The organism is Brevundimonas sp. NPDC007368, assembly GCF_042869015.1.
Classification (GTDB): Bacteria; Pseudomonadota; Alphaproteobacteria; order Caulobacterales; family Caulobacteraceae; genus Brevundimonas.
The window spans coordinates 121,642-142,208 of sequence record NZ_JBIAFA010000006.1 but is presented as its reverse complement, the minus strand read 5'-3'; the positions used below and the strand labels follow the sequence as shown (position 1 = coordinate 142,208).

Sequence of the window (20,567 nt, the reverse complement as noted above, 5' to 3'; positions counted from 1 at the left end):
AACCATATCTAGAGTCTTTGGGCGGATCGTCGGTCCATGTCCGCGATTCCTTCAGACCGTCCGGCCTTTCCGCCCCCCGCAGGCGGCGCGGCCCATGCGCTGAGAACCTCCCAGTCCGCCTTCTTCCGGGCGGCCATGGGCATGAGCGCGCCGACGCCCGCCGCCGCTCCGGTCGAGACGCGCGCGGATACGCCGGTGCGGTCGGTGTCGACGCAGGAAGCCCCGTCGACCGCGCGCTATCAGCGGCCGGGCTCGCTGCTGGATATTCGGGTCTAGGCTTTCGCCACGTCCTTGAGCGGGATGATCACTGCGTCGGTCGTAACCGCGTCAGCCGCTGGTTCGACGACCTTCTTCTTCTTTTTCGGCTTGGCGCCGTCCAGCGCCTTCTTGGCGGCCTTCTCGGCCTTGCGGGCCTCCTTGGCCGCCTTCTTGGCGATCTTGGCTTCGGCCCTGGCCTGTTCGGGGGCGGCGTCGGCGGCGTCGGTCAGGCTGGTCAGCAGGTCGAGGAAGCCCTCGCGGCGGGCCTTGGGCAGGAGGGCCAGGATGCGCTTGTCGGCGGCGGCGACGCGGGGGCGGGCGGCCTCCAGCGCGGCCTGACCGAGCTCAGAGAGGCGCACGGCCTTGGCGCGGGCGTCCAGCGCCGAGCGTTCGCGTTCCAGCAGGCCCTTGGTCGTCATGCGGGCGACCAGATCGGCCAGGGTCGAACGGTCGATGCCGGTGGCCTTGACCAGATCGGTCTGGGTCAGGCCTGAGCGCACCGAGACCGCCTCCAGCACGGCGAACTGGCGCTGGGTCAGGCCGTCGGGACCGGCCTCTTCGGCGTAGATGTCGAGGGCCAGCTGCAGAACCCGGTGCATCAGGTGGCTGGGCGATTCCGCCAGCCCGCCCTTGATCTTCGCCTGCTTGCCCGACTTGACCATCGTCTTCGATCCCCGTTCCGGCCGCGAGGAGAGGGCCGGATATGGCGCGACAGCTAACAGTCGCGCTTTACGCTTTGACGACGGAAAGCCTGACGGTTTGAAGACATTTTGTCTGGTCCTACCGCGCTTCGCGCTACTTGAGGCGCAACGTCATCGTCATCCCGGAAGCAGCGTAGCCGCTATCCGGGACCGCAGAGGAACGCCACGCGCAGGCCAAGGTTGCGCTTGTAGCGGTCCCGGCTCGGCGCCCTGGCGGGCTTGGTCGGGATGACGGAGCTTAAAGTCCCGTGTCGGGCGATATGGGGCCGGGCTCCTCGTCCTTGATCATGTTCTTCATGATCAGCGGCACCTGGCACAGGCCGAAGATGGAGGCGGCGATCCACAGGACGCCGCGGAAGGCGGTCCAGACGCCGTTGGGGTCGGGCGTCCCCAGGTTCAGCGCCGACCAGATGGCGGTGACGGCGGCCGGACTGCGGAAGACCTCGTTGGCGATGGCGACGGCCAGGAAATAGAGGCCGTAGCGCAAGGTCAGGGTGCGCCAGGCGGCGTCCGTCACCTTGATGGCCGAGCCGAGAAGGGCCTTGAAAGGGGACTTGTTCAACGGCAGCGAGCCGAGAAGCACGGCGGCCAGCAGGCCGTTCTGCACCGTCAGCTTCAGCTTCACGAACAGGTCGTCGTCGGTGAGGATGGTCAGGGCGCCGAAGACCAGGGCGAAGCCGCCGGTGATCAGGGGCATGGGCGCCAGGCGACGCTCGATGATGAAGCCGACGGCCAGGGCGATCATCGAGGCGATGACCAGGACCCAGGTGGCCTTGATCATGTCGCGGGTGATGAAATAGGCGGCCATGAAGGCGATCAGGGCGCCGAAATCGACGGCCTGACGGATCCACTGCGGACGCTTGGTTTCGACGGCTTCACTCATACGCTTTAGTCCTCAAGCCCGACCAGTGATCGGGAAAACGCGCGCGCGTCGAAGGGTTGCAGGTCCTCGACGCCTTCGCCGACGCCGATCAGCTTGATCGGGGCGTCCGAGGCCTGGGCCACGGGGACCAGGACCCCGCCGCGCGCCGTGCCGTCCAGCTTGGTCATCACCACACCCGACACGTAGGCGGTGCGGCCGAAGATCTTTTCCTGCTCCAGGGCGTTGCGGCCCACGGTGGCGTCCAGCACCAGCAGGGTCTCGTGCGGGGCCTCGGCGTCGACCTTCTTGAGCACGCGGACGATCTTCAGCAGTTCGTCCATCAGGGTCGACTTGTTCTGCAGGCGCCCGGCGGTGTCGATCAGGACCACGTCATAGCCCTCGGCTTTCGCCTTCGTATAGGCGTCGAAGGCCAGACCGGCGGCGTCGGCGCCGTCGCGGCGGCTCTCGAAATCGGCCCCGGCGCGTTCGGCCCAGACCTTCAGCTGTTCGCGGGCGGCGGCGCGGAAGGTGTCGCCGGCGACGATCATGACCTTTGCGCCCCTGGCCGTCAGGTCCGAGGCGATCTTGCCCAGCGTCGTGGTCTTGCCCGAGCCGTTCACCCCGACGAAGAGGACGACATAGGGCTTGGGTCCCGACAGGGGATCGAAGGTGGCCTGGCGCGGCGTCAGCTCGGCGGCCACGGCCTCGGCCAGGGCCTCCTTGATCTCGCGCTCGTCCGAGCTCTTGCCGAAGCGTAAGGCGCGGAAGCGCTCGACGATGCGGGCCGAGGCGGCGGGCCCCAGGTCGCTCTCGATCAGGTGCTCTTCCAGACGCTCCAGCGCCTCTTCGGACAGGGGCTCCTTCACGAAGGTCGAGACGACCTGTTCGGTCATCTGCTTGGAAGACCGGGACAGACCCGCGCTCAGTCGCTGGAACCAGCCTTTTTTGGGCGTATCGCTCATGGTGCGAGCCTTAGCCGACGCCGGTTCTCAGGTCACGCGCGATCCTTGCGACGCCTTTTTCTTACGTCATTCTCGGGCTTGTCCCGAGAATCCATAAACGTCGGGGTTGACGGGGGGGCGCTGTCGGCCGACCTCGAGTCCATGGATCCCCGGCACAAGGCCGGGGATGACGGCGGAGGGGACGCGCGGCCGGAGGCCTTGGACCGAGCGCGTTCGAAAGGAGCGAAAAATCGATGACGAAGACGCATCCCTTCCACCCCCCGCGCCGCCACGGCTTCGTGCGCGTCGCCGCCGCGACCCCGGTGGTCCATGTCGCCGACCCGGCCGCCAACGCCGAGGAGCACGAACGGCTGATCCGTCAGGCGGGGGAGCAGGGCGTGGACCTGCTGGTCTTCCCCGAACTGTCGCTGAGCGCCTACGCCATCGACGACCTGCTGATGCAGGCGGCTCTGCTGGAAGAGGTCGAGCGCCGGATCGCTGAACTGGCCGAGGTCGCGGACGAAGCGGGCGTGATCGCCGTCATCGGCGCGCCGCTTCGCAACGGCGACGCCCTGTTCAACTGCGCGGTTGTGCTGGGCGGGGGCGAGGTGCTGGGCGTGGTTCCGAAGACCTACCTGCCCAACTACCGCGAATATTACGAAAAGCGCTGGTTCGCGCCGGCCGCCAGCCGCAGCGAGGACGCCATCGTCCTGAACGGTACGAGCGTCGACTTCGCGCCGGGTCTGGTGTTCGAGGCAAGCAATCGGCCCGGCTTCGTCTTCGCGGTCGAGATCTGCGAGGACTTCTGGGCGCCGCAGCCGCCCTCGACGCGGGCGGCGCTCGCGGGGGCGCGCATCCTGTGCAACCTGTCGGCCTCCAACATCGTCATCGGCAAGGCGGACGAGCGCGCCCTGCTGTGCGCCAGCCAGTCCAGCCGCACCCTGTCGGCCTATGTCTTCGCCGCCTCGGGATGGGGCGAGAGCACCACGGACCTGGCCTGGGACGGTCAGGCGACCATCCACGAACTGGGCGCGCGGCTGGCTGAGGGCGAGCGGTTCGCGCTGGAAAGCCATCTGACCGTCGCCGACGTGGACGTGGACCGCATCGGTCTGGATCGCCTGCGCAACGGCACCTTCGCCGACTGCGCCCGGCTGGAAGGCGAGGCCGCGACGGTGGTCCCGTTCGAGGCCGGAGAGGGGCCGGGCGACGCCCTGATCCGTCCGCTGGACCGTTTCCCCTTCGTGCCGGACGATGCGGCGCGTCTGGATCAGGACTGCTTCGAGGCCTTCAACATCCAGGTTCAGGGCCTGATGCGGCGGATGACGGCGACCGGGGCGAAGACCCTGGTGATCGGCGTCTCGGGCGGGTTGGATTCGACCCAGGCCCTGCTGGTGGCCTGCCGCGCCTTTGATCGGTTGAAGCTGCCGCGCACCGGCATCCTGGCCTTCACCCTGCCGGGCTTCGCCACCTCGGACGGCACCAAGTCGAACGCCTGGGCGCTGATGAAGGCGCTGGGGGTGACGGGGGCCGAGATCGATATTCGTCCCGCCGCCGAACAGATGCTGCGCGACATCGGCCATCCCTTCTCGAATGGCGAACCGGTGCATGACATCACCTTCGAGAACGTGCAGGCGGGCCTGCGCACCGACTATCTGTTCCGTCTGGCCAATCAGAACCACGGCTTCGTCCTGGGCACCGGAGACCTGTCGGAACTGGCCCTGGGCTGGTGCACCTATGGCGTCGGCGACCACATGAGCCACTACAACGTCAACGGCGGGGTGGCGAAAACCCTGATCCAGCATCTGATCCGCTGGGTGGCCGAGCGCGGTCTGGTGGGCGAGGCGGCGACCCCGACGCTCCACGCCATCCTGGCCACGGAGATCTCGCCCGAACTGGTCCCGGCGGGCGCCGACGGGGCGATCCAGTCGACGCAGTCTATTGTCGGCCCCTATGCGCTGAACGATTTCTTCCTCTTCTACATCAGCCGCTTCGGGCTGAAGCCGTCCAAGGTCGCCTATCTGGCGCATCAGGCCTGGGGCGATGCGGCGACGGGCGCCTGGCCTGCCGGTCTGCCGCAGGCCGAGCGGGTCGCCTATGACCTGCCCACCATCAAGGCCTGGCTGCGCAAGTTCCTGATCCGCTTCTTCCAGACCAGCCAGTTCAAGCGCTCGGCCGTGCCGAACGGGCCCAAGGTGGTGACGGGGGGCTCGCTGTCGCCGCGCGGCGACTGGCGGGCGCCGTCGGACAGCAGCGCGCGGGTCTGGCTCGACGAACTCGACAATAACGTCCCCGATTGAGTAGGACCGTCGCCCCGGCTTTCTGCCGGGATGACGAGAAAGAGACGACCATGACCGACGACGTGACCAAGGACTCCAACGGCAACATCCTGGCCGACGGCGACAGCGTGACCCTGATCAAGGACCTGAAGGTCAAGGGCTCGGGCGGGGTGACGCTGAAGCGCGGCGCCCTGGTCAAGAACATCCGCCTAACCGGCGACCCCGACGAGATCGAGGCCAATGTCGAGAAGGTGCGCGGCCTGGTCCTGCGGACGGAGTTTGTGAAGAAGGCATAGGGCTAGAGCGACCCCTCTTGCCGTCACCCCGGAAGCCCGCAGGGCTGTCCGGGGCCCAGACGGTCGAGATCAACACGGGCCATGCCGGTTGCACAACCGCCTGGGTTCCGGGTTCGGCTTCGCCGCCCCGGAATGACTGCGGATATTAGCTAAGCTCGCCAGGAAGGTCAGGATCGCCGCGCGGGCCTCGGGCTCGTCCAGCATGGGGGCGTGGCCGATCCCGGGAACCTCGACATAGGCCATGGACGGCGCCGCTTCGCGCATCCGGCCGGCGATGTCTGCACTGAGCAGGTCCGAGGTTCCGCCGCGCACCAGCAGGGTCGGGCGCCCGGTCGCCAGGCCCATAAAGGCCGGCCACAGGTCGGGGACCAGGGCTGCGGCCCCCGCCGCCCGGATCGGGACCGAGATGTCGGGGTCGTAGTTCAGCACCGGTCGACCATCCTCGCCCTCGCGGAAGATGCGGCGGGCGAAGGCGTCCCAGTCGGCGTCGTCGTAATGGGGGAAGGCGACGGCGTTGATGTCGAGGGCGTAGGCGGCGGCGTCGGCCCAGTCGTGGATCTCGATCTTGCGGCCGGTGTATTCGGCGATGCGGGCCAGACCCTCGGACGCCACCTCCGGCCCGATGTCGTTGAGAACGGTGGCGGCGACGCCCTGAGGCCTGATCGCCGTCAGGGCCATGGTGATCAGGCCGCCCATGGAGGTGCCGAGGAAGACCGCCTTCTCGATTCCGGTCTGCTCCATCAGGGCGATGACGTCGCGGGCATAGACGTCGGGCGTATAGGTCATGGGGTCGGATGCACGGTCGGACAGGCCGCGTCCGCGCACGTCCACCGCCAGGACGCGGCGGCCGGTTTGAGCGATCAACCCGGCGATGACGCCAAAGTCGGCGCTGTTGCGGGTCAGGCCGTGGATGGCGATGACGGGCAGCGTGGCCGGACCCTCGGCGGGGGCGTAGTCGCGGGCGTAGAGGCTCAGGCCGTCCGGCGAGGTCCAGCGACGCTCGACGTAGCGATCTGCGAAGGGCGAGGCATGGGCGGGCATGGGCGTCTTCTCCGGCGGCTTCTTCTGACCTTGGCGGCAGAGTAATTCACCAGATGAAGAATTGCGATCAGGTCGAAAGGATGGCCGCGACGAATTGATCGAGGTCGCCGCCTTCGGGGAAGCGATGCCCGGCCACGCCCGCGCGGCGCGCCGCCTCCATGTCCGAGGGCTGGTCGCCGATCATCAGCGAGCGGGCCGGGTCCAGATCGTGCTCGGTCATGGCGCGCAGCAGCATGCCGGGATTGGGCTTGCGGTCGGGATGGTCGGGGTGGCGGTAGCGTTCGTCCACGGCCTCGGCATGGTGGGGGGCGGCGTAGACGGCGTCGATGCGGGCGCCGCTTTCAGCCAGACGCTCGACCAGCAGGGCGTTGAAGCCGTGCATGGTCTCTTCGCTGAACAGGCCGCGCGCCACGCCCGACTGGTTGGTCACGATGACGACGACATAGCCCGCGTCGTTCAGCCGCTTCACCGCCTCGGCGGCGCCGGGGATCAGCACCAGCTGGTCGGGGCGGTGGGGATAGCCGCAGTCGACGATCAGGACGCCGTCGCGGTCGAGGAAGGCAGCCGGTCGGCTCATGCGGGTTCCGTCAGCAGGGCCGAGAAGGCGGTCATCAGGTGATAGAGGGTCGAGGCGGGGACCGAGGCGTCCTGCGGGCGGCCTTGCGCGTCGTAGCTGTCGACCCAGAGGCCGGGCGTCGCCGTGGCCAGATGGGTGGCGAAAACGCCCTCGATCAGGCGCAGGGCGTGGTCGGTGCGACCGCGCAGGAGGAGGGTGCGCAGGGCCTCGGTCTGAGCCCATAGACGACGACCGTCGTCGCGGACCGCGCCGATGCGGTCGACCTCGCGGATCGCCATGCCCTGGGCGTCGAAGCCGTTGGTGAGGGCCGAGGCGAACAGGGCGTCGGCCTTGCGGTCGTGGCCGTCGAGGCCCAGGCGGCGGGCCTGATCCAGCAGCCAGACCCATTCCATGTGGTGGCCGGGCTCGATGACCTGACCGGCGCCGCCGGGCGCGATGGCCCAGTCGGCGGTGAAGAACTCGCCCAGCATCAGGTGTTCGCGGTCGAAGAAGCGGGCGGCGAACAGGTCCAGCACGCGGCGCGCCGCCGCCTCGAAGGCGGGCTCGGGGGCGATCACCTGCCAGGCCAGAACAGCCTCCAGCATGTGCATGTGCGGGTTCTGACGGCGCGGCAGGACCGGAGGCAGGGCTTCCTGCCAGCCGCCATAGGCCGGATCGGCCATCCGCGCCTCGATGGCGGCGAGGGTCGAAAGCGCGAGGGGCAGGGCGCGTTCGTCCTTCAGCACGCGATGGGCGGCGGACAAGGCAAACAGGACGAAGGCCAGGTCGTAGAGGTCGGGCGTGGCGTCGATGACGGCGCCCGCGTCGTCAACGGCGCGCACCCACAGGTCGTCGTCACGGCGGTGGTCGCGGATCAGGGCGTCCAGCCCGCGTCGGGCGATCGTTTCGCCCCCATTTTCCTCTTCTGGCCAGCCGAGCGCCGCGGCTTCGGCGAAGACATAGACCTGGCGCGCCTGCACCCGCGTGCGGCGGGGGACGCGGGTGATCGGGCGGCCGTCGAAATCCAGCTTCTCGAAAAAACGGCCCTCGGCGTCGATCCCGGCCGACGCCCACAGCGGCAGGGCCTGGTGGAACAGCCAGTCACGGGCCCGGTTCTGTGCGTTCGAAAGCGTCATGGTCAGCCGGGCTTAGGCAGGGTCGCCAGTTTTGCCAAGCATGGCTTTCGTTGCAACCGGCAACGCGAAGTGACCCTCGCGGGTTTGTCGAGAGCCCCCGGGCTTTGGTAGGAGGCGCTCAAGATAGTTGATCCGCCTTCGCGCCCGCCCGCCGAACCCGAGTTCCGCCTGCGCGGCCCCTACCGAGAGAGCGACCCTTCATGACCATTCCCTTCATCGACCTTCAGGCCCAGCGGCTTCGCCTCGGCGGCAAGATCGAGGCCGCCGTTCAGGAAGCCGTCGTCGGCGGCGCGTGGGTCATGGGCCCGCAGGTGCGCCAGTTCGAGGCCGATCTGGCCGCCTTCGGCGCCGCCAAGCACGCCCTGGGCTGCGCCAACGGCACCGACGCCCTGGCCCTGCCGCTGATGGCGTGGGGCGTGGGACGCGGCGACGCCGTCTTCGTGCCCAGCTTCACCTTCGCCGCCACCGCCGAGGTGGTGCCCTGGTTTGACGCCGAGCCGGTCTTCATCGACGTGGACGAGGCCACCTACAACATGAGCCCGGCCCATCTGGAGGCCGCCATCGAGGCGACGCTGAAGGAAGGCCGTCTGAAGCCGCGCGTGGTCATCGCTGTCGACCTGTTCGGCCAGCCCGCCGACTATCCGGCGATCAAGGCGATCTGCGACAAGCATGGCCTGAAGCTGATCTCGGACTCGGCCCAGGGCTTTGGCTGCACCATCAACGGCGAGCACCCGCTGAAGTGGGCCGACATCACCACCACCAGCTTCTTCCCGGCCAAGCCGCTGGGCTGCTACGGCGACGGCGGGGCGGTGCTGACCAATGACGACGAACTGGCCCAGCTGATCGATTCCATCCGCGTCCACGGCAAGGCGGTGGCGGTCGACCTGAAGGACAAGACCTTCGACCACGACCCCAAATACCTGAACATGCGCATCGGCCTGAACAGCCGTCTGGACACCATCCAGGCCGCCGTCCTGATCGAGAAGCTGAAGGTCTTCGGTCAGGAGATAGAATGGCGCAACCGCATCGCCACTCGCTACAACGAGGGCCTGCGTCCCCACGTTGCGGCCGTGCCGGACGTGCCGACGGGCAATGTCTCGAACTGGGCGCAATACACCATCGAGCACGAGGACCGCGACGGTCTGGCCGCCCACCTGAAGGCCGAGGGCATCCCCACGGCGGTCTATTATCCGATCCCGCTGCACCTGCAGCCCGCCTATGAGATGTATCCGCGCGGACCGCAGGGCCTGCCGGTGACCGAACGCCTGATGGAGCGCGTCATCAGCCTGCCGATGCACTCGGATCTGGACGAAGCGACCCAGGATCGCATCATCGCCGCCGTCGCCAGCTTCAAGGCCTGATCCTCATGACCCAGCACACTCCCCTCAAGATCGGCGTCGCCGGCGCCGGCGTCATGGGCCGCAACCACGCCCGCGTCCTGTCCGAACTGCGCGACGTCGAGCTGACGACCGTGTTTGATCCCGACGCGGTGACGGCTGAGGGCGTGGCCGAGGCTTACGGCGCGACCGCTGTGACGACCGCTCAGGCCTTTGTCGCCGCCGGTCTGGACGCCGCCGTCATCGCCACGCCGAACCGCTTCCACGCCGAGCTGGGCGTGGCCTTGCTGAACGCGGGCGTGCATGTCCTGGTCGAAAAGCCCATCGCGGCCACGACCGCCGACGCCCAGGCCATGATCGACGCGGCCAAGGCCAACAACCGCGTCCTGATGGTCGGCCATGTCGAGCGCTTCAACCCGGCGGTGGACACGGTCAAGCGCGCCATCGACGGCGACGAGATTATCTCCATCCAGATCACCCGCGTCGGCCCCTTCCCGCCGCGCATGGGCGAGGTTGGCGTGGTCATCGACCTGGCCGTGCACGACATCGACATCATCCGCCACCTGACGGGCTCCGAGGTCGTCGAGGTCCAGTCGCTGCTGGGCCACACCCACGCCTCGCGCGAGGACTCGGCCCTGCTGCAGTTCCGCATGGCCAATGACGTGATCGCCCACATCACCACCAACTGGGTCACGCCCTACAAGACCCGCACCCTGCAGGTCGCCACCAAGAACCGCTTCATCGTCGCCGACCTAATCACCCGTCAGGTGACGGAGTATTTCGGCCAGCAGCCGGACGGTTCCTACTCGACGCGGATGCTGAACTCGTGGCCCGCCGAGCCGCTCAAGAAGGAGCACGAGGCCTTCGTCCACGCCATCCGCAGCGGCGAGACGGCGGCGGTTTCGGGCGAAGACGGTCTGCGCAATCTGGAAGTCGCCCTGCGCTGCCTGGGCGAGCCCTAGGCGTTCGGCGCGCCGCCGGGCCGGAAGGTCAGGCGGCAATGCAGGCGACCGTGAGCATAGTCCATGGTCGCCGACCCGGCGAGCGTCGTGCGGATGCTGGTGTCGATCAGGCGCGAGCCGAAGCCTGTGCGCGTCGGCGGCTCGACCTCCGGGCCGCCGTGCTCGATCCAGTCCAGCGAGACCAGGCCGCCGTCGTCAAGGCCGCTCCAACGGACCTCGACCCAGCCCGCCGCCTCGTTTGGACATTTCAGCGGACCGTATTTGGCGGCGTTGGTGACCAGTTCATGCAGGATCAGGCCCATGGACAGGGACTGTTCGGCGCCCAGGGTCACGTCCGGCCCTGTCATGCGCAGGCGATCCTCGGCGTAGGGGCGGAATTCCTGAACCAGCAGATCGCTTAACCGCGCCTTTTCCCAGCCGTTGGCGGTCAGCAGGTTATGGGTGTCCGACAGGGCGATCAGCCGCGCCTCGAACAGGCGCATGAAGTCCTCGACGCTGCTGGAGCGGCGCGCGGTCAGGGCGGCGATCGACTGGATGGTGGCCAGGGTGTTCTTCACCCGGTGGTTCAGCTCATTGATCAGCAGGCGCTGGCGATGCTCGCTGGTGGCCAGGGCGGCGAAGGCCTGATGGCGGTCGGTGACGTCGGTGATGACCCCGGCCAGCTTGATCGGCTTGCCCGACCGCGAGCGGATCAGCCGACCGCGCACCTGAAGCCACCGGCCGCTGTCGCGGATCTGATATTCCGCGGCGTAGTCGCCCTCTCCCCTGAGGGCGCGCTCCAGGGTTTCCGTTCGTCGTGCCATGTCCTCGGGCTTCAGCTTGCGGGGGAGGTCGCGCGCCGAAAAGGGCTCGCCGCGGGCCAGGCCGAGGTATTTGCGCGCCCGGCCGGACAGCCAGAGGTCCTGCCGTGGAAGGGCCAGCTCCCAGTAGCCGACCCCGCCCGCGTCGATGATGGCGATCAGCTTGTCGCGCTGGTCCACCATGGCGACCGCCAGGGCCAGAAACAGGATGAGGATCGTCACCCCGGCGACGCCGACGGCCAGCAGCAGGGGCGGGGCGCCGGGGGGGGCGAGCGTGGCGGCGGTCTGGCTCGGCGCGACCGTCAGGGCCGCCATGGCCACATGGTGCATCCCGACCACAGCCATGCCCAGGACCAGGGCCGCCGTCAGCCGCCACAGCCGTGAGCGGTCCTGATTGACTGCGAACAAGGCGGCGATCGAGGCCAGAAGAGCGACAGCCGCCGACACGGCGACCAGGCCGGGCGCATAGGTCAGGACGGCCGAAGTCTGCAGGGCCGCCATGCCGACATAGTGCATGGCGCAGATGCTGGCGCCCATGACCAGGCCCGCCAGGATCATGCGAGGAGAGTTTGCGCGTCCTGCCGCGATGAGGAAGGCGAGGCTGGATCCGGCGACCGCCAGAAGGAAGGAGATGACGGTCAGCGTCAGGTCATAGCGGACCGGCGAACCCGGATCGAAGCCCAGCATGGCGATGAAATGCATCGACCAGACGCCGCCGCCCATGGCCGTGGCCGCAGTGCCCAGCCAGGCCAGGCGCTCGCCGCCCTGGTGGGACCGCACCTGCTGGAACAGGTCCAGCGCCGTCCAGGCGGCGAAGACGGCGACCAGAAAGGACAGGCCGTCGAAGACGGAAACGCCGTGAAGGTGCACTGTCCAGCCTCCCTCGATCTGACCGTGCCCGGACTATGGTTACTGGAGCGCCGTTATCCTGTCCTTGTCCAGCACCGGAAACGGGTGAGATTCAGGCCTTCACCATCTGCATGCCCAGCCATTCGGCGATCAGGGCGGGTTTGTCGCCACCCTCGATCTCGACGGTGAGTTCGTGCTTCAGCAGCCAGCGGCCGCCTCCCTTGTCTTCGGCGGACAGCAGCTTGAAGCGGCCGCGCACTTTCGATCCGGCCGGAACGGGAGCGAGGAAGCGCAGCTTGTCGAAGCCGTAGTTGACCCCCATGACCACGCCGTCCAGCGGCGCGACGGCGTCATAGCTCATGGCCGAGGCCAGGCTGAGGGTCAGGAAGCCGTGAGCAATGGTTCCGCCGAAAGGCGTCGCCCTGGCCCGTTCCGGGTCGACGTGGATGAACTGCTCGTCCTCGGTGATGCGGGCGAAGGCGTCGATGCGGGCCTGATCGACCTCGATCCAGCGGCTGACGCCGACCTCCTGTCCGATCAGGGATGGCAGATCGCTCGGCTTTGTCATCGGGCCCCTCCGTTTGATGCAGCCTTGCCTGCGTCGGGGGCGGGCGCAAGAGGCGCATCCTGCGTCATCCCGGACATTGCGTTAGCGATGATCCGGGACCGCCGGAAGCGCGGACGGCGGCGTCTTGGGCGGTCCCGGATCGCCCTGCGGGCGTCCGGGATGACGATTTATGCGCTGAGCCGCCCCTCGATGACGGCGCTGAACAGGCCCGGATCGACGTTGCCGCCGGACAGGATGATCCCGGTGGTCAGGCCCCTGGCTGCGACCTTGCCGGACAGAAGCGCGGCCAGGGACACGGCGCCGCCCGGCTCGATGACCAGCTTCAGCCAGCGGAAGGCGAAACGCATGGCCTCGGCCACCTCGGCGTCGGTGACGGTCGCGGCGCCCGCCAGGCGTCGGTTGATCGGCCAGGTGATCTCGCCCGGCATGGGGGCCATCAGGGCGTCGCAGATGGAGGGGGCTCCTTGCGGACAGGCGACGCGCTTTCCGGCCTCCAGCGAGCGGCGGGTGTCGTCGAAGGCCTCGGGCTCGACGACGATGACGCGGGTGTCGGGGCTCTGTTCGGCCATGACCAGATTGAGCCCCGCGATCAACCCGCCGCCCGAGGCGCCGCAGAGCAGCTGGTCCATTTCGATCCCGGCCTGCTCCAGCATCTCCAGGCCCACCGTGCCCTGGCCCTCGATGATGAAGGGATCGTCGAAAGGCGGGACCAGGATGGAGCCGCGTTCCGCCGCGATCTCGGCGCCGATGGCCTCGCGGCTCTCGCTCCAGCGGTCGTAGAAGCGCACCTCGCCGCCAAAGGCCCGCACGCCCTCGACTTTCACCGTCGGACTGTCGGACGGCATGACGATCAGGGCGCGGGTGCCGACGGCCTGCGCCGCCGCCGCCACGCCCTGGGCGTGGTTGCCCGAGGAATAGGCCACGACGCCGCGCGTTTTCTCCGCGTCCGTCAGGCGGCTGATGCGGTTGTAGGCCCCGCGAAACTTGAAGGCGCCCGCGACCTGAAACGTCTCGGCCTTCATCAGGACGCGCCCGCCGACGGCCTGGTTCAGGGCCGGATGCTCGATCAGCGGCGTGCGCACGGCGGCGGGGGCGATCTGGCGGGCGGCGTCGAGGACGCCGGAGAAGGAGGGCGTGTGCATAGGATGCCAATACCCCCATCTGCTCGCTTGTCGATACGGCCTGCACCCCGCAGGATCGCCGTCATGGACCCCTATTCGATCATAGACGCGCAACTGGACCGCCGGGCCGCCGAGAATGGCTGGACCGTGGTCAAGGAATGGGCGGAGGCGCCAGCCAGATTTTTCTACATCGGCGGCCGCGCGCCTTTTGACTGCTTTCAGATTGTGATTGATCCGCCCGCCGCCGACGCGGTTGTCGTGACCGCCCGTTCGGTGGACAGCAACGACGATCAGGAATTCGAGCAGACCTGGCGTGGAGGTGTGGCCGAGTTTGACAGCCTTCTGAGTTCAGCACTCGCCTTGGTCGAAACCTGGAGAAGCCGCGCGCCATGACCCGTCTCATCCTCGCCATCGACCAGGGCACGACCTCGACGCGGGCCATCGCGTTTGAAGTCACGCCTCAAGGGGGCTTCTCCGCCGTCGCGGTCAGCCAGATCGAACTGGCGCAGCATTTCCCGCAGTCGGGCTGGGTCGAGCACGACGCGGCCGAGATCTGGCGCGCGACCCTGCAGACCTGTCGCGAGGTAGTGCGCAAGGCCGGCGGCGTCGGTCGCTTCGCCGCTGTCGGCATCACCAACCAGCGCGAGACCTCGGTGCTGTGGGATGCGACGACGGGCGAGCCGCTGCACCGGGCCGTCGTCTGGCAGGACCGGCGCACGGCGGACGTGACCACGCGGCTGGCGGCGGACGGGCATGAGGCGGCGGTGCAGGGCGCCACCGGCCTGATCCTCGACCCCTATTTCTCGGCCTCGAAATACGCCTGGCTGCTGGACGCCGTGCCGGGCGCGCGCGAGCGGGCGGTCAAGGGCGAGGTCAAGCTGGGCACCATCGACGCCTGGCTGATCTGGAAGCTGACGGCCAGAGAAGGGGGAGTGGGCACCAGCCACGTCACCGACGCCACCAACGCCAGCCGCACCAGCCTGATGGACCTGAAGACGCTGCAGTGGCGGTCTGATCTTTGCGACCTGTTCGATGTGCCGATTGAGGCCCTGCCCGAGATTCGGGGCTGCGCCGATCATCTGGGCGACTGCGACGCCAGCCTGTTTGGGCGGGCCCTGCCGATCCACGGGGCGGCGGGGGATCAGCAGGCGGCCCTGGTCGGGCATGGGGCGCTGGCGGCCGGGGACGCCAAGATCACCTACGGCACCGGGGCATTTCTGGTCGCCAATGTCGGGGATCAGCCGGTGGCTTCGACCTCGCGGCTGCTGGGCACGCTGGGCTACGCCGCCGATGGTCAGGTCGCCTACGCCCTCGAAGGCTCCATCTTCTCGGCCGGGTCGGCGATCCAGTGGCTGCGCGACGGGCTGAAGGTCATCTCGGACTCGCGCCAGTCCGAGGCCATGGCCCAGACGCTGAAGGACAATGGCGGGGTCTATCTGGTTCCCGGATTCACCGGCCTGGGCGCGCCCTGGTGGCAGCCCGAGGCGAGGGGGACGGTCATCGGCCTGACCCGCGACAGCGGCCCGGCCCACTTCGTTCGCGCGGCGCTGGAGAGTCTGGCCTATCAGACGCGCGATCTGCTGGACGCCCTGAAGGCGGACGGGGCGCCGCCGCTGACGCGGTTGAAGGTCGACGGCGGGGTCACAGCCAACGCCTTCGCCATGCAGTTCGTCGCCGACATCTGCCAGGTCGAAGTCGAACGTCCGGCCTTCCAGGAGATGACGGCCATGGGGGCGGCCAGGCTGGCGGCCTTCGGCGTCGGCCTTACCAGCGAACTGTGGACCGCGCCGCTTGAGGCCCCCGCCGTCTGGTGGCCGCGCATGGGCGACGAGGAACGGGCGCGGCTGCTGAAGGGCTGGCGCGGGGCGGTGAAGGCCGCCATCATCGCCGCCGAATGATCGCACGCGCGCCGCAGAGCGCCGGCGAGGGAGACGAACCATGACCGACAGTCTGGATGCGCAATCGGCCTTTTCCGGCACGCGCGAGGTGGACGAGCGCTATCGCCTCGACGAGGCGGCGCTCGACGCCTGGCTGACCGCAAACGTCGAGGGCTACGCCGGGCCGCTGACGATCCGCCAGTTTAAGGGCGGCCAGTCGAACCCCACCTATGAACTGACCACGCCGAGCCGGACCTATGTCCTGCGCCGCAAGCCGCCGGGGACCCTGCTGGCCAGCGCGCACGCCGTGGACCGCGAGTTCACCGTCATCTCGGCCCTGCACGCCAAGGGCTTTCCGGTGGCGCGGCCCTATGTTCTGTGTGCGGATGAAACCGTCATAGGCTCGATCTTCTATGTCATGGACAAGATCGAGGGGCGGGTCTTCTGGGACCTGAAGCTGCCCGGGCTGGCCCCGGCCGAGCGTCGGGCCATCTATGAGGCGCAGACGGATACGCTGGCGGCGCTGCACGCCTTCGAGCCGGCCGCCATCGGTCTGGGCGACTACGGCAAGCCGGGCAACTACTTCGGCCGTCAGGTCGGGCGCTGGACCAAGCAATATCGCGCCTCGGAGATCGAGCCGATCCCGGCCATGGACCGGCTGATCGCCTTCCTTCCCGACAGCCTGCCGCCGGAGGGACCGACGCGGATCGTTCATGGCGATTTTCGCCTCGACAACATGATCCTCGCCCCCGACGCGGCGCAGGTGAGGGCGGTGCTGGACTGGGAGCTGTCGACCCTGGGCGACCCGATGGCCGACTTCTCCTACCTGCTGATCGCCTGGGTTATTCCGGCGTCGCTGAGGAATGGTCTGGCGGGGGCGGACCTGAAGGCCCTGGGCATTCCCTCGGTCGAGGAGACGGTCGAACGCTACGCCGCAAAGACCGGGACGGCGCCGCTCCAGAACCTGGACTGGCTGTTCGCTTACAACCTGTTCCGGCTGGCGGCCATCTGTCAGGGAATCGCCGGTCGGGTGCGCGACGGCACCGCCGCCAGCGCCCACGCCAGGACCATGGCGGCCCAGGTCGAGCCCCTGTCGGACGCGGCCTGGAGCTTCGCCCGGAAGGCCGGGGCGTGAAGCTTGGCGATAATTAAAACAGTTTTTGTTGCGGTTGGATTTGTGAAACGGCGGCGGAAGCCCTACCTTCCGGTCTGGAGCATTGATCAAGATGTCTGACAGCCAAAGATTCCCCGTCGCCGCACACGCCCTGGCCTATCTGGCCCACAAGGGCGCCTATTCGGCCGCCGACGCCGCGCCCAGCGCCGTACTGGCCGCCTCGGTGCCGACCAATCCGGTGGTCATCCGCCGGGTGACGGCCCTGCTCGCCAAGGCGGGCCTGATCGCCACGCGGCCGGGCGCCTCGGGCGGATCCTGGCTGCTGCGTCAGCCCGAGACCATCCGCCTGGACGAGGTGTTGAAGGCGGTGAACGGCTGCGCCCATCTGGGTTCGACCCCCGCGGGGGCCAAGGGCTGCCCGGTGGGCGAGCATATCCCGCGTCAGGTGGCCAAGGCCCTGACCGCCGCCGATCAGGCCGCGGGCGCGGCCCTGTCCAAGATCACCATCGCCGACCTGCTGGAGGCCGACCCGGCCTCGCTGCGCGACTTCGCGCCGCATTCCTCCTGTCCCGTCGCCGCCTGACGCGCGTCGCTTGGGGGAGCATCGCCGAACCATCCTGATCACGGGGGCCAGCGCCGGCATCGGCGCGGCGCTTGCCCGCGTTTGCGCCGCGCGAGGATACGACCTGATCTTGACGGCGCGACGCGAGGGACCGTTGCAGGCCCTGGCCGAGGAGGTGACGGCGCAGCACGGCGTGACCGTCAGCGTGATCACGACTGACCTGGCCGAGTCTGGTGCGCCAGCCGCTCTGGTCGCGGCCATTGCGGCGAGGGGCCTCAAGGTCGACGGCCTGGTCAACAACGCCGGCTTTAGCCGCACCACGGGCTTTCTGGCGACCGATCCGGCCGATCACGCCGCCATGATCCGCGTCATGCTGACCGCGCCGGTCGAGCTGTCGCGCCTGCTGCTGCCCGGCATGGTCGAACGCAACTGGGGTCGGGTGCTGAACGTCGCCTCGCTAGCGGGTCAGATGCCGGCGACCGGCGGGGACACCCTGTACGGCCCGATCAAGAGCTTCCTGATCAGGGCCTCGCAGGGCCTGTGGCTGGAGACCCGGAGGACGGGGGTTCACGTCACGGCGCTCTGCCCCGGCTACACCTATACTGAGTTCCACGACGTCAACGGCTCGCGCGAACAGGTCTCGAGCGCCTATCCGAAATGGATGTGGATGGAGGCCGACCGCGTGGCCCGCATTGGCTGGGACGCGGTCGAGGCCAACCGGCCGCGCGTCACGCCGGGCGTGGCCAATAATGTGCTGGCGGCGCTCGGGGGGATGCTGCCCGACGCCCTGGCGTTAAAGATGGTCGGCGGCCACGCCAAACGGCTGGACCGCCTCTAACGTCCCTAGTGACCGCCGGCGGGGTAGGGGGCGGTGACGCCCAGGCTGAACATGCCGGGGATGGCTTCGCCCAGACCGGCGATGATGAACTGGATGGCCAGGGCGCACAGGATCAGGCCCAGGACGCGGACCACGATGGCCATGCCGACGTCGCCGAGGATGCGGCTGATCGGGCCGGTGCAGGCGAAGCAGATGAAGGTGACGACGCAGGCGGCGGCCATGGCTGCGAGCGACGAGGCCGTGCCCGCCGCGCCCAGTTTCTGGGCCTCGCCGGCGTTGATGATGATGGCCGAGATGGCGCCGGGGCCGATCATCAGCGGAATGGCGAAGGGCACGATCAGGCGCTTGAAGCGGCGCTTGGCGTAGCCGCGCACGTCCTTGGCGTCGGTCACGGCGTCGGCGTCGGCGAAGATCTTGAGGAAGTCCTCGCGCGCCATGTCGAGGCCGAGCAGCAGCAGCAGGATGCCGCCGGCGATGCGGAAGGCGGCCAGGGAGATGCCGAAGAACTGCAGCAGGCCCAGGCCCGTGAAGAAGAAGAAGCCCAGGAAGACCGCCGCGAAGGCGCAGATCATGGCCGAGACGGTGATGCGCTGGCGCAGCGAGGCCCCGGCGGTGGCGGCGGCGAAGATCGGCACATTGCCGATGGGGTCCAGCAAGGCGAACAGCGCCACGAACAGGTTGACCCCCAGATCGACCGCGTTCATTGCTTGCCCCCGCCTTAAATCCCGCCGCGCGACCCGCGACCCTTGGTCTCACCTATCGGGGCATCCGCGCGCGCCTGCAACCCGCCGAGAGCCGGAAATGTCCGAAGCCCATCCAATTGACCTGGCCAACCGCCCGTTTGATCCCCGCGTCATCTGCGCCCTGGACGTGCCGACGACGGACGAGGCCCGCGCCCTGGTCGAGCGGATCGGCGACGCGGTCGGTTTCTACAAGGTCGGGCTGCAGCTGTTCGCCTCGGACGGCATGGGCCTGGCGCGCGAGCTGAAGGCGGCGGGGGCTCAGGTCTTCCTCGACTGGAAGCTGCACGACATCGGCGCGACGGTGGAGAAGGCGACGGCGGTTCTGGCGGGCGCGGGCTGCGACCTGCTGACCGTTCACGCCCGGCCGCAGGTGATGGCGGCGGCGGCGCGCGGGGCGGCGGGCTCGGATCTCAAGATTTTGGGCGTCACCGTCCTGACCAGCCTGACCGAGGCGGACCTGAAGGCGGACGATCACAGCCTGTCGGCGGCGGATCTGGTCGAGCTTCGGGTGCGGCAGGCTATGGAGGCCGGGATCCACGGCGTCGTCTCCAGCCCGCACGAGGCGGCGCGCGTGCGCGAGATCGCCCTGGCGGCCGGCCGCGAGGACTTCCTGATCGTGACGCCGGGCGTGCGTCCGACCGGCGCGGCCCAGGATGATCAGGCGCGGGCGGCCACCCCGGCCAGCGCCCTGCAAGCCGGCGCCACCCATCTGGTGGTCGGGCGTCCGATCACCGCCGGGGCTGATCCGCGCGCGGCGGCGCAAGCCATTTCGGCCGAGATCGCGCTGATCTGATCGCGCGCAACCTGTTGATCCACGTGAAACAAAAAGGGCGGCCTCCTCGCGGAGGCCGCCCTTTGTCCTGATCAGCCCCGCTCGCCGGGCTCCTGCATATAGGGCCGCTCGGTCGGCGACCGGTGATGGTGCGGCGGCGGAGGGGGCGGGGGAGGCGGCGCGTCGGGCACGGCGTAGTATCCCTGTTCGAAGTTCACCACCGGAGGCGCGGCCTCGACGCGCGGCGGGGCGACATGGACCTGGGGCCGGGCGACCTCGACCTGAGCCGGGGCGACGCGGACATCGGCGGGCGCCACATAGACGGGCGGCGGGGCGACATGGACGCGCGCCGGTTCGACATAGACCGGGGCCGGCTGCACATAGACCGGCGGGGATTCCACATAGACGGGCGGCTGCGAGACATAGACCGGGGGTTGGCTGACATAGACCGGCTCGGGACGGTAATGGACCGGCTGAGGCGGCGGGCCGCAGCGACAGTCCGAGGCATAACCGCCCTGCTGGTATTGGCCCTGCGCGTATTGGGTCTGCTGGTAGCCGCCGCGGGCCCAGGGATAGCGGCCATAGCCGTCGACGACATAGCCGAAGGGCATGGAGCGGGACACGCCGCTGTAGGCGTAGCCGCCGTGGCGGATCGGCTGCTGTTGCGGGGCGACGACGACGGGCGGGCGATAACCGGCGCCGCCGTAACCGTAGCCGTAGCCATAGGCCTCGACCGGGCCGTAGCCGCCCTGCCAGCCGGTGTCGCTGTAATAGGTCTGGACCCGGCTTTCGACGATGGGGCCGCGATGGGCATAGGCCTGCTGGGCGTAGCCGGAGGCGGCGTTATGGCGCACCTGGCGCTGATGGGCCTCGGCGGTTCCGGCGGCCAGCAGGGCCGCGCCGACGGCGATGTATGCGACTGCCTTCATGGCCACGCTCCTTGTTTCAGCCGCAAAG

At 68.8% G+C, this 20,567-nt stretch carries 22 protein-coding genes; 11 read left to right on the top strand and 11 right to left on the bottom strand.

Annotated elements, in window-relative coordinates:
* The first annotated feature begins 36 nt into the window (after positions 1-36).
* A complete protein-coding gene (locus ACFYLW_RS14125) occupies positions 37-276 on the top strand; it encodes a hypothetical protein (protein WP_312064452.1) in 240 nt (79 codons plus the stop codon).
* Here ACFYLW_RS14125 and ACFYLW_RS14120 read toward each other — a convergent pair.
* The 3 genes from ACFYLW_RS14120 to ftsY form a co-directional block, all read right to left on the bottom strand.
* Positions 273-920 carry a MarR family transcriptional regulator gene (locus ACFYLW_RS14120; protein ID WP_312064450.1) on the bottom strand — a complete coding sequence of 216 codons (648 nt, stop codon included), beginning with the start codon at positions 918-920 and terminating at the stop codon, positions 273-275. The genes ACFYLW_RS14125 and ACFYLW_RS14120 overlap by 4 nt on opposite strands.
* 277 nt (positions 921-1,197) lie before the next feature.
* On the bottom strand, positions 1,198-1,842 hold the full coding sequence (locus ACFYLW_RS14115) for a septation protein IspZ (protein WP_312064448.1): 645 nt from the start codon (positions 1,840-1,842) through the stop codon (positions 1,198-1,200).
* Between the two features lie 5 nt (positions 1,843-1,847).
* The gene (gene ftsY, locus ACFYLW_RS14110; protein ID WP_312064446.1) at positions 1,848-2,783 is read right to left on the bottom strand and encodes a signal recognition particle-docking protein FtsY; all 936 of its coding nucleotides are present in this window, start codon (positions 2,781-2,783) and stop codon (positions 1,848-1,850) included.
* A 233-nt stretch (positions 2,784-3,016) separates the two neighbouring features.
* On the opposite strand from ftsY, the gene ACFYLW_RS14105 reads away from it, so the two are divergent.
* Together ACFYLW_RS14105 and ACFYLW_RS14100 are read left to right on the top strand one after the other, a co-directional pair.
* Positions 3,017-5,059, top strand: a complete 2,043-nt coding sequence (locus tag ACFYLW_RS14105) for an NAD(+) synthase (protein WP_312064444.1) — start codon at positions 3,017-3,019, stop codon at positions 5,057-5,059.
* A gap of 50 nt (positions 5,060-5,109) precedes the next feature.
* Entirely contained in the window at positions 5,110-5,334 is a 225-nt protein-coding gene (locus tag ACFYLW_RS14100; protein WP_312064442.1) for an alkylphosphonate utilization protein, read from the top strand.
* 69 nt (positions 5,335-5,403) lie between these two features.
* Here the strand turns inward: ACFYLW_RS14100 and ACFYLW_RS14095 are convergent, their stop codons facing one another.
* From ACFYLW_RS14095 to ACFYLW_RS14085, 3 genes are all read right to left on the bottom strand, one after another.
* A complete protein-coding gene (locus ACFYLW_RS14095; protein WP_312064440.1) occupies positions 5,404-6,375 on the bottom strand; it encodes an alpha/beta hydrolase in 972 nt (323 codons plus the stop codon).
* A 67-nt stretch (positions 6,376-6,442) separates the two neighbouring features.
* The gene (locus ACFYLW_RS14090; RefSeq protein ID WP_312064438.1) at positions 6,443-6,952 is read right to left on the bottom strand and encodes an HAD family hydrolase; all 510 of its coding nucleotides are present in this window, start codon (positions 6,950-6,952) and stop codon (positions 6,443-6,445) included.
* Positions 6,949-8,067 carry an AGE family epimerase/isomerase gene (locus tag ACFYLW_RS14085; protein WP_312064436.1) on the bottom strand — a complete coding sequence of 373 codons (1,119 nt, stop codon included), beginning with the start codon at positions 8,065-8,067 and terminating at the stop codon, positions 6,949-6,951. The genes ACFYLW_RS14090 and ACFYLW_RS14085 overlap by 4 nt, the downstream gene beginning before the upstream one ends.
* Positions 8,068-8,267: 200 nt before the next feature.
* Here ACFYLW_RS14085 and ACFYLW_RS14080 point away from each other — a divergent pair, with 200 nt between their 5' ends.
* Together ACFYLW_RS14080 and ACFYLW_RS14075 are read left to right on the top strand one after the other, a co-directional pair.
* Entirely contained in the window at positions 8,268-9,428 is a 1,161-nt protein-coding gene (locus ACFYLW_RS14080) for a DegT/DnrJ/EryC1/StrS aminotransferase family protein (protein WP_312064434.1), read from the top strand.
* 5 nt (positions 9,429-9,433) lie between these two features.
* A complete protein-coding gene (locus tag ACFYLW_RS14075) occupies positions 9,434-10,366 on the top strand; it encodes a Gfo/Idh/MocA family protein (RefSeq protein ID WP_292084753.1) in 933 nt (310 codons plus the stop codon).
* Here ACFYLW_RS14075 and ACFYLW_RS14070 read toward each other — a convergent pair.
* The 3 genes from ACFYLW_RS14070 to ACFYLW_RS14060 all read right to left on the bottom strand — a co-directional run bounded on the left by ACFYLW_RS14070 (position 10,363) and on the right by ACFYLW_RS14060 (position 13,725).
* Positions 10,363-12,036, bottom strand: a complete 1,674-nt coding sequence (locus ACFYLW_RS14070; protein WP_313471840.1) for an MHYT domain-containing protein — start codon at positions 12,034-12,036, stop codon at positions 10,363-10,365. The two genes, ACFYLW_RS14075 and ACFYLW_RS14070, sit on opposite strands and share 4 nt — an antisense overlap.
* Positions 12,037-12,127: 91 nt before the next feature.
* Entirely contained in the window at positions 12,128-12,583 is a 456-nt protein-coding gene (locus tag ACFYLW_RS14065; RefSeq protein WP_312064431.1) for a MaoC family dehydratase, read from the bottom strand.
* A 167-nt stretch (positions 12,584-12,750) separates the two neighbouring features.
* Positions 12,751-13,725, bottom strand: a complete 975-nt coding sequence (locus ACFYLW_RS14060) for a threonine/serine dehydratase (protein WP_312064430.1) — start codon at positions 13,723-13,725, stop codon at positions 12,751-12,753.
* A gap of 63 nt (positions 13,726-13,788) precedes the next feature.
* Between ACFYLW_RS14060 and ACFYLW_RS14055 the strand changes: the two genes are divergently transcribed.
* The 5 genes from ACFYLW_RS14055 to ACFYLW_RS14035 all read left to right on the top strand — a co-directional run bounded on the left by ACFYLW_RS14055 (position 13,789) and on the right by ACFYLW_RS14035 (position 18,095).
* Positions 13,789-14,097 carry a hypothetical protein gene (locus tag ACFYLW_RS14055; protein ID WP_312064429.1) on the top strand — a complete coding sequence of 103 codons (309 nt, stop codon included), beginning with the start codon at positions 13,789-13,791 and terminating at the stop codon, positions 14,095-14,097.
* Positions 14,094-15,602, top strand: a complete 1,509-nt coding sequence (gene glpK, locus ACFYLW_RS14050; RefSeq protein ID WP_312064428.1) for a glycerol kinase GlpK — start codon at positions 14,094-14,096, stop codon at positions 15,600-15,602. Before ACFYLW_RS14055 ends, glpK begins: the two co-directional genes overlap by 4 nt.
* Before the next feature lie 40 nt (positions 15,603-15,642).
* Positions 15,643-16,716 (top strand): phosphotransferase family protein, encoded by a 1,074-nt coding sequence (locus ACFYLW_RS14045; RefSeq protein ID WP_312064426.1) that lies wholly within the window; start codon positions 15,643-15,645, stop codon positions 16,714-16,716.
* Between the two features lie 91 nt (positions 16,717-16,807).
* Positions 16,808-17,278, top strand: a complete 471-nt coding sequence (locus ACFYLW_RS14040; RefSeq protein WP_312064424.1) for an Rrf2 family transcriptional regulator — start codon at positions 16,808-16,810, stop codon at positions 17,276-17,278.
* Between the two features lie 10 nt (positions 17,279-17,288).
* Positions 17,289-18,095, top strand: coding sequence for an SDR family oxidoreductase (locus ACFYLW_RS14035; protein ID WP_312064423.1), 807 nt, complete (start codon positions 17,289-17,291; stop codon positions 18,093-18,095).
* 5 nt (positions 18,096-18,100) lie between these two features.
* Here ACFYLW_RS14035 and ACFYLW_RS14030 read toward each other — a convergent pair whose 3' ends face one another.
* Positions 18,101-18,799 (bottom strand): MarC family protein, encoded by a 699-nt coding sequence (locus tag ACFYLW_RS14030; RefSeq protein ID WP_312064421.1) that lies wholly within the window; start codon positions 18,797-18,799, stop codon positions 18,101-18,103.
* A 97-nt stretch (positions 18,800-18,896) separates the two neighbouring features.
* Between ACFYLW_RS14030 and pyrF the strand changes: the two genes are divergently transcribed.
* Positions 18,897-19,631 carry an orotidine-5'-phosphate decarboxylase gene (gene pyrF, locus ACFYLW_RS14025; protein WP_312064420.1) on the top strand — a complete coding sequence of 245 codons (735 nt, stop codon included), beginning with the start codon at positions 18,897-18,899 and terminating at the stop codon, positions 19,629-19,631.
* A 71-nt stretch (positions 19,632-19,702) separates the two neighbouring features.
* Here pyrF and ACFYLW_RS14020 read toward each other — a convergent pair whose 3' ends face one another.
* Complete coding sequence (locus ACFYLW_RS14020; RefSeq protein WP_312064418.1) at positions 19,703-20,539, bottom strand: hypothetical protein; 837 nt, start codon at positions 20,537-20,539, stop codon at positions 19,703-19,705.
* Positions 20,540-20,567 lie beyond the last annotated feature (28 nt).

Excerpts from the sequence above, each read along its gene's own strand:
- ACFYLW_RS14125 (WP_312064452.1), top strand. The coding sequence starts at position 37 with ATGTCCGCGATTCCTTCAGACCGTCCGGCCTTTCCGCCCCCCGCAGGC.
- ACFYLW_RS14120 (WP_312064450.1), bottom strand. The coding sequence starts at position 920 with ATGGTCAAGTCGGGCAAGCAGGCGAAGATCAAGGGCGGGCTGGCGGAA.
- ACFYLW_RS14115 (WP_312064448.1), bottom strand. The coding sequence starts at position 1,842 with ATGAGTGAAGCCGTCGAAACCAAGCGTCCGCAGTGGATCCGTCAGGCC.
- ftsY (WP_312064446.1), bottom strand. The coding sequence starts at position 2,783 with ATGAGCGATACGCCCAAAAAAGGCTGGTTCCAGCGACTGAGCGCGGGT.
- ACFYLW_RS14105 (WP_312064444.1), top strand. The coding sequence starts at position 3,017 with ATGACGAAGACGCATCCCTTCCACCCCCCGCGCCGCCACGGCTTCGTG.
- ACFYLW_RS14100 (WP_312064442.1), top strand. The coding sequence starts at position 5,110 with ATGACCGACGACGTGACCAAGGACTCCAACGGCAACATCCTGGCCGAC.
- ACFYLW_RS14095 (WP_312064440.1), bottom strand. The coding sequence starts at position 6,375 with ATGCCCGCCCATGCCTCGCCCTTCGCAGATCGCTACGTCGAGCGTCGC.
- ACFYLW_RS14090 (WP_312064438.1), bottom strand. The coding sequence starts at position 6,952 with ATGAGCCGACCGGCTGCCTTCCTCGACCGCGACGGCGTCCTGATCGTC.
- ACFYLW_RS14085 (WP_312064436.1), bottom strand. The coding sequence starts at position 8,067 with ATGACGCTTTCGAACGCACAGAACCGGGCCCGTGACTGGCTGTTCCAC.
- ACFYLW_RS14080 (WP_312064434.1), top strand. The coding sequence starts at position 8,268 with ATGACCATTCCCTTCATCGACCTTCAGGCCCAGCGGCTTCGCCTCGGC.
- ACFYLW_RS14075 (WP_292084753.1), top strand. The coding sequence starts at position 9,434 with ATGACCCAGCACACTCCCCTCAAGATCGGCGTCGCCGGCGCCGGCGTC.
- ACFYLW_RS14065 (WP_312064431.1), bottom strand. The coding sequence starts at position 12,583 with ATGACAAAGCCGAGCGATCTGCCATCCCTGATCGGACAGGAGGTCGGC.
- ACFYLW_RS14060 (WP_312064430.1), bottom strand. The coding sequence starts at position 13,725 with ATGCACACGCCCTCCTTCTCCGGCGTCCTCGACGCCGCCCGCCAGATC.
- ACFYLW_RS14055 (WP_312064429.1), top strand. The coding sequence starts at position 13,789 with ATGGACCCCTATTCGATCATAGACGCGCAACTGGACCGCCGGGCCGCC.
- glpK (WP_312064428.1), top strand. The coding sequence starts at position 14,094 with ATGACCCGTCTCATCCTCGCCATCGACCAGGGCACGACCTCGACGCGG.
- ACFYLW_RS14045 (WP_312064426.1), top strand. The coding sequence starts at position 15,643 with ATGACCGACAGTCTGGATGCGCAATCGGCCTTTTCCGGCACGCGCGAG.
- ACFYLW_RS14040 (WP_312064424.1), top strand. The coding sequence starts at position 16,808 with ATGTCTGACAGCCAAAGATTCCCCGTCGCCGCACACGCCCTGGCCTAT.
- ACFYLW_RS14030 (WP_312064421.1), bottom strand. The coding sequence starts at position 18,799 with ATGAACGCGGTCGATCTGGGGGTCAACCTGTTCGTGGCGCTGTTCGCC.
- pyrF (WP_312064420.1), top strand. The coding sequence starts at position 18,897 with ATGTCCGAAGCCCATCCAATTGACCTGGCCAACCGCCCGTTTGATCCC.
- ACFYLW_RS14020 (WP_312064418.1), bottom strand. The coding sequence starts at position 20,539 with ATGAAGGCAGTCGCATACATCGCCGTCGGCGCGGCCCTGCTGGCCGCC.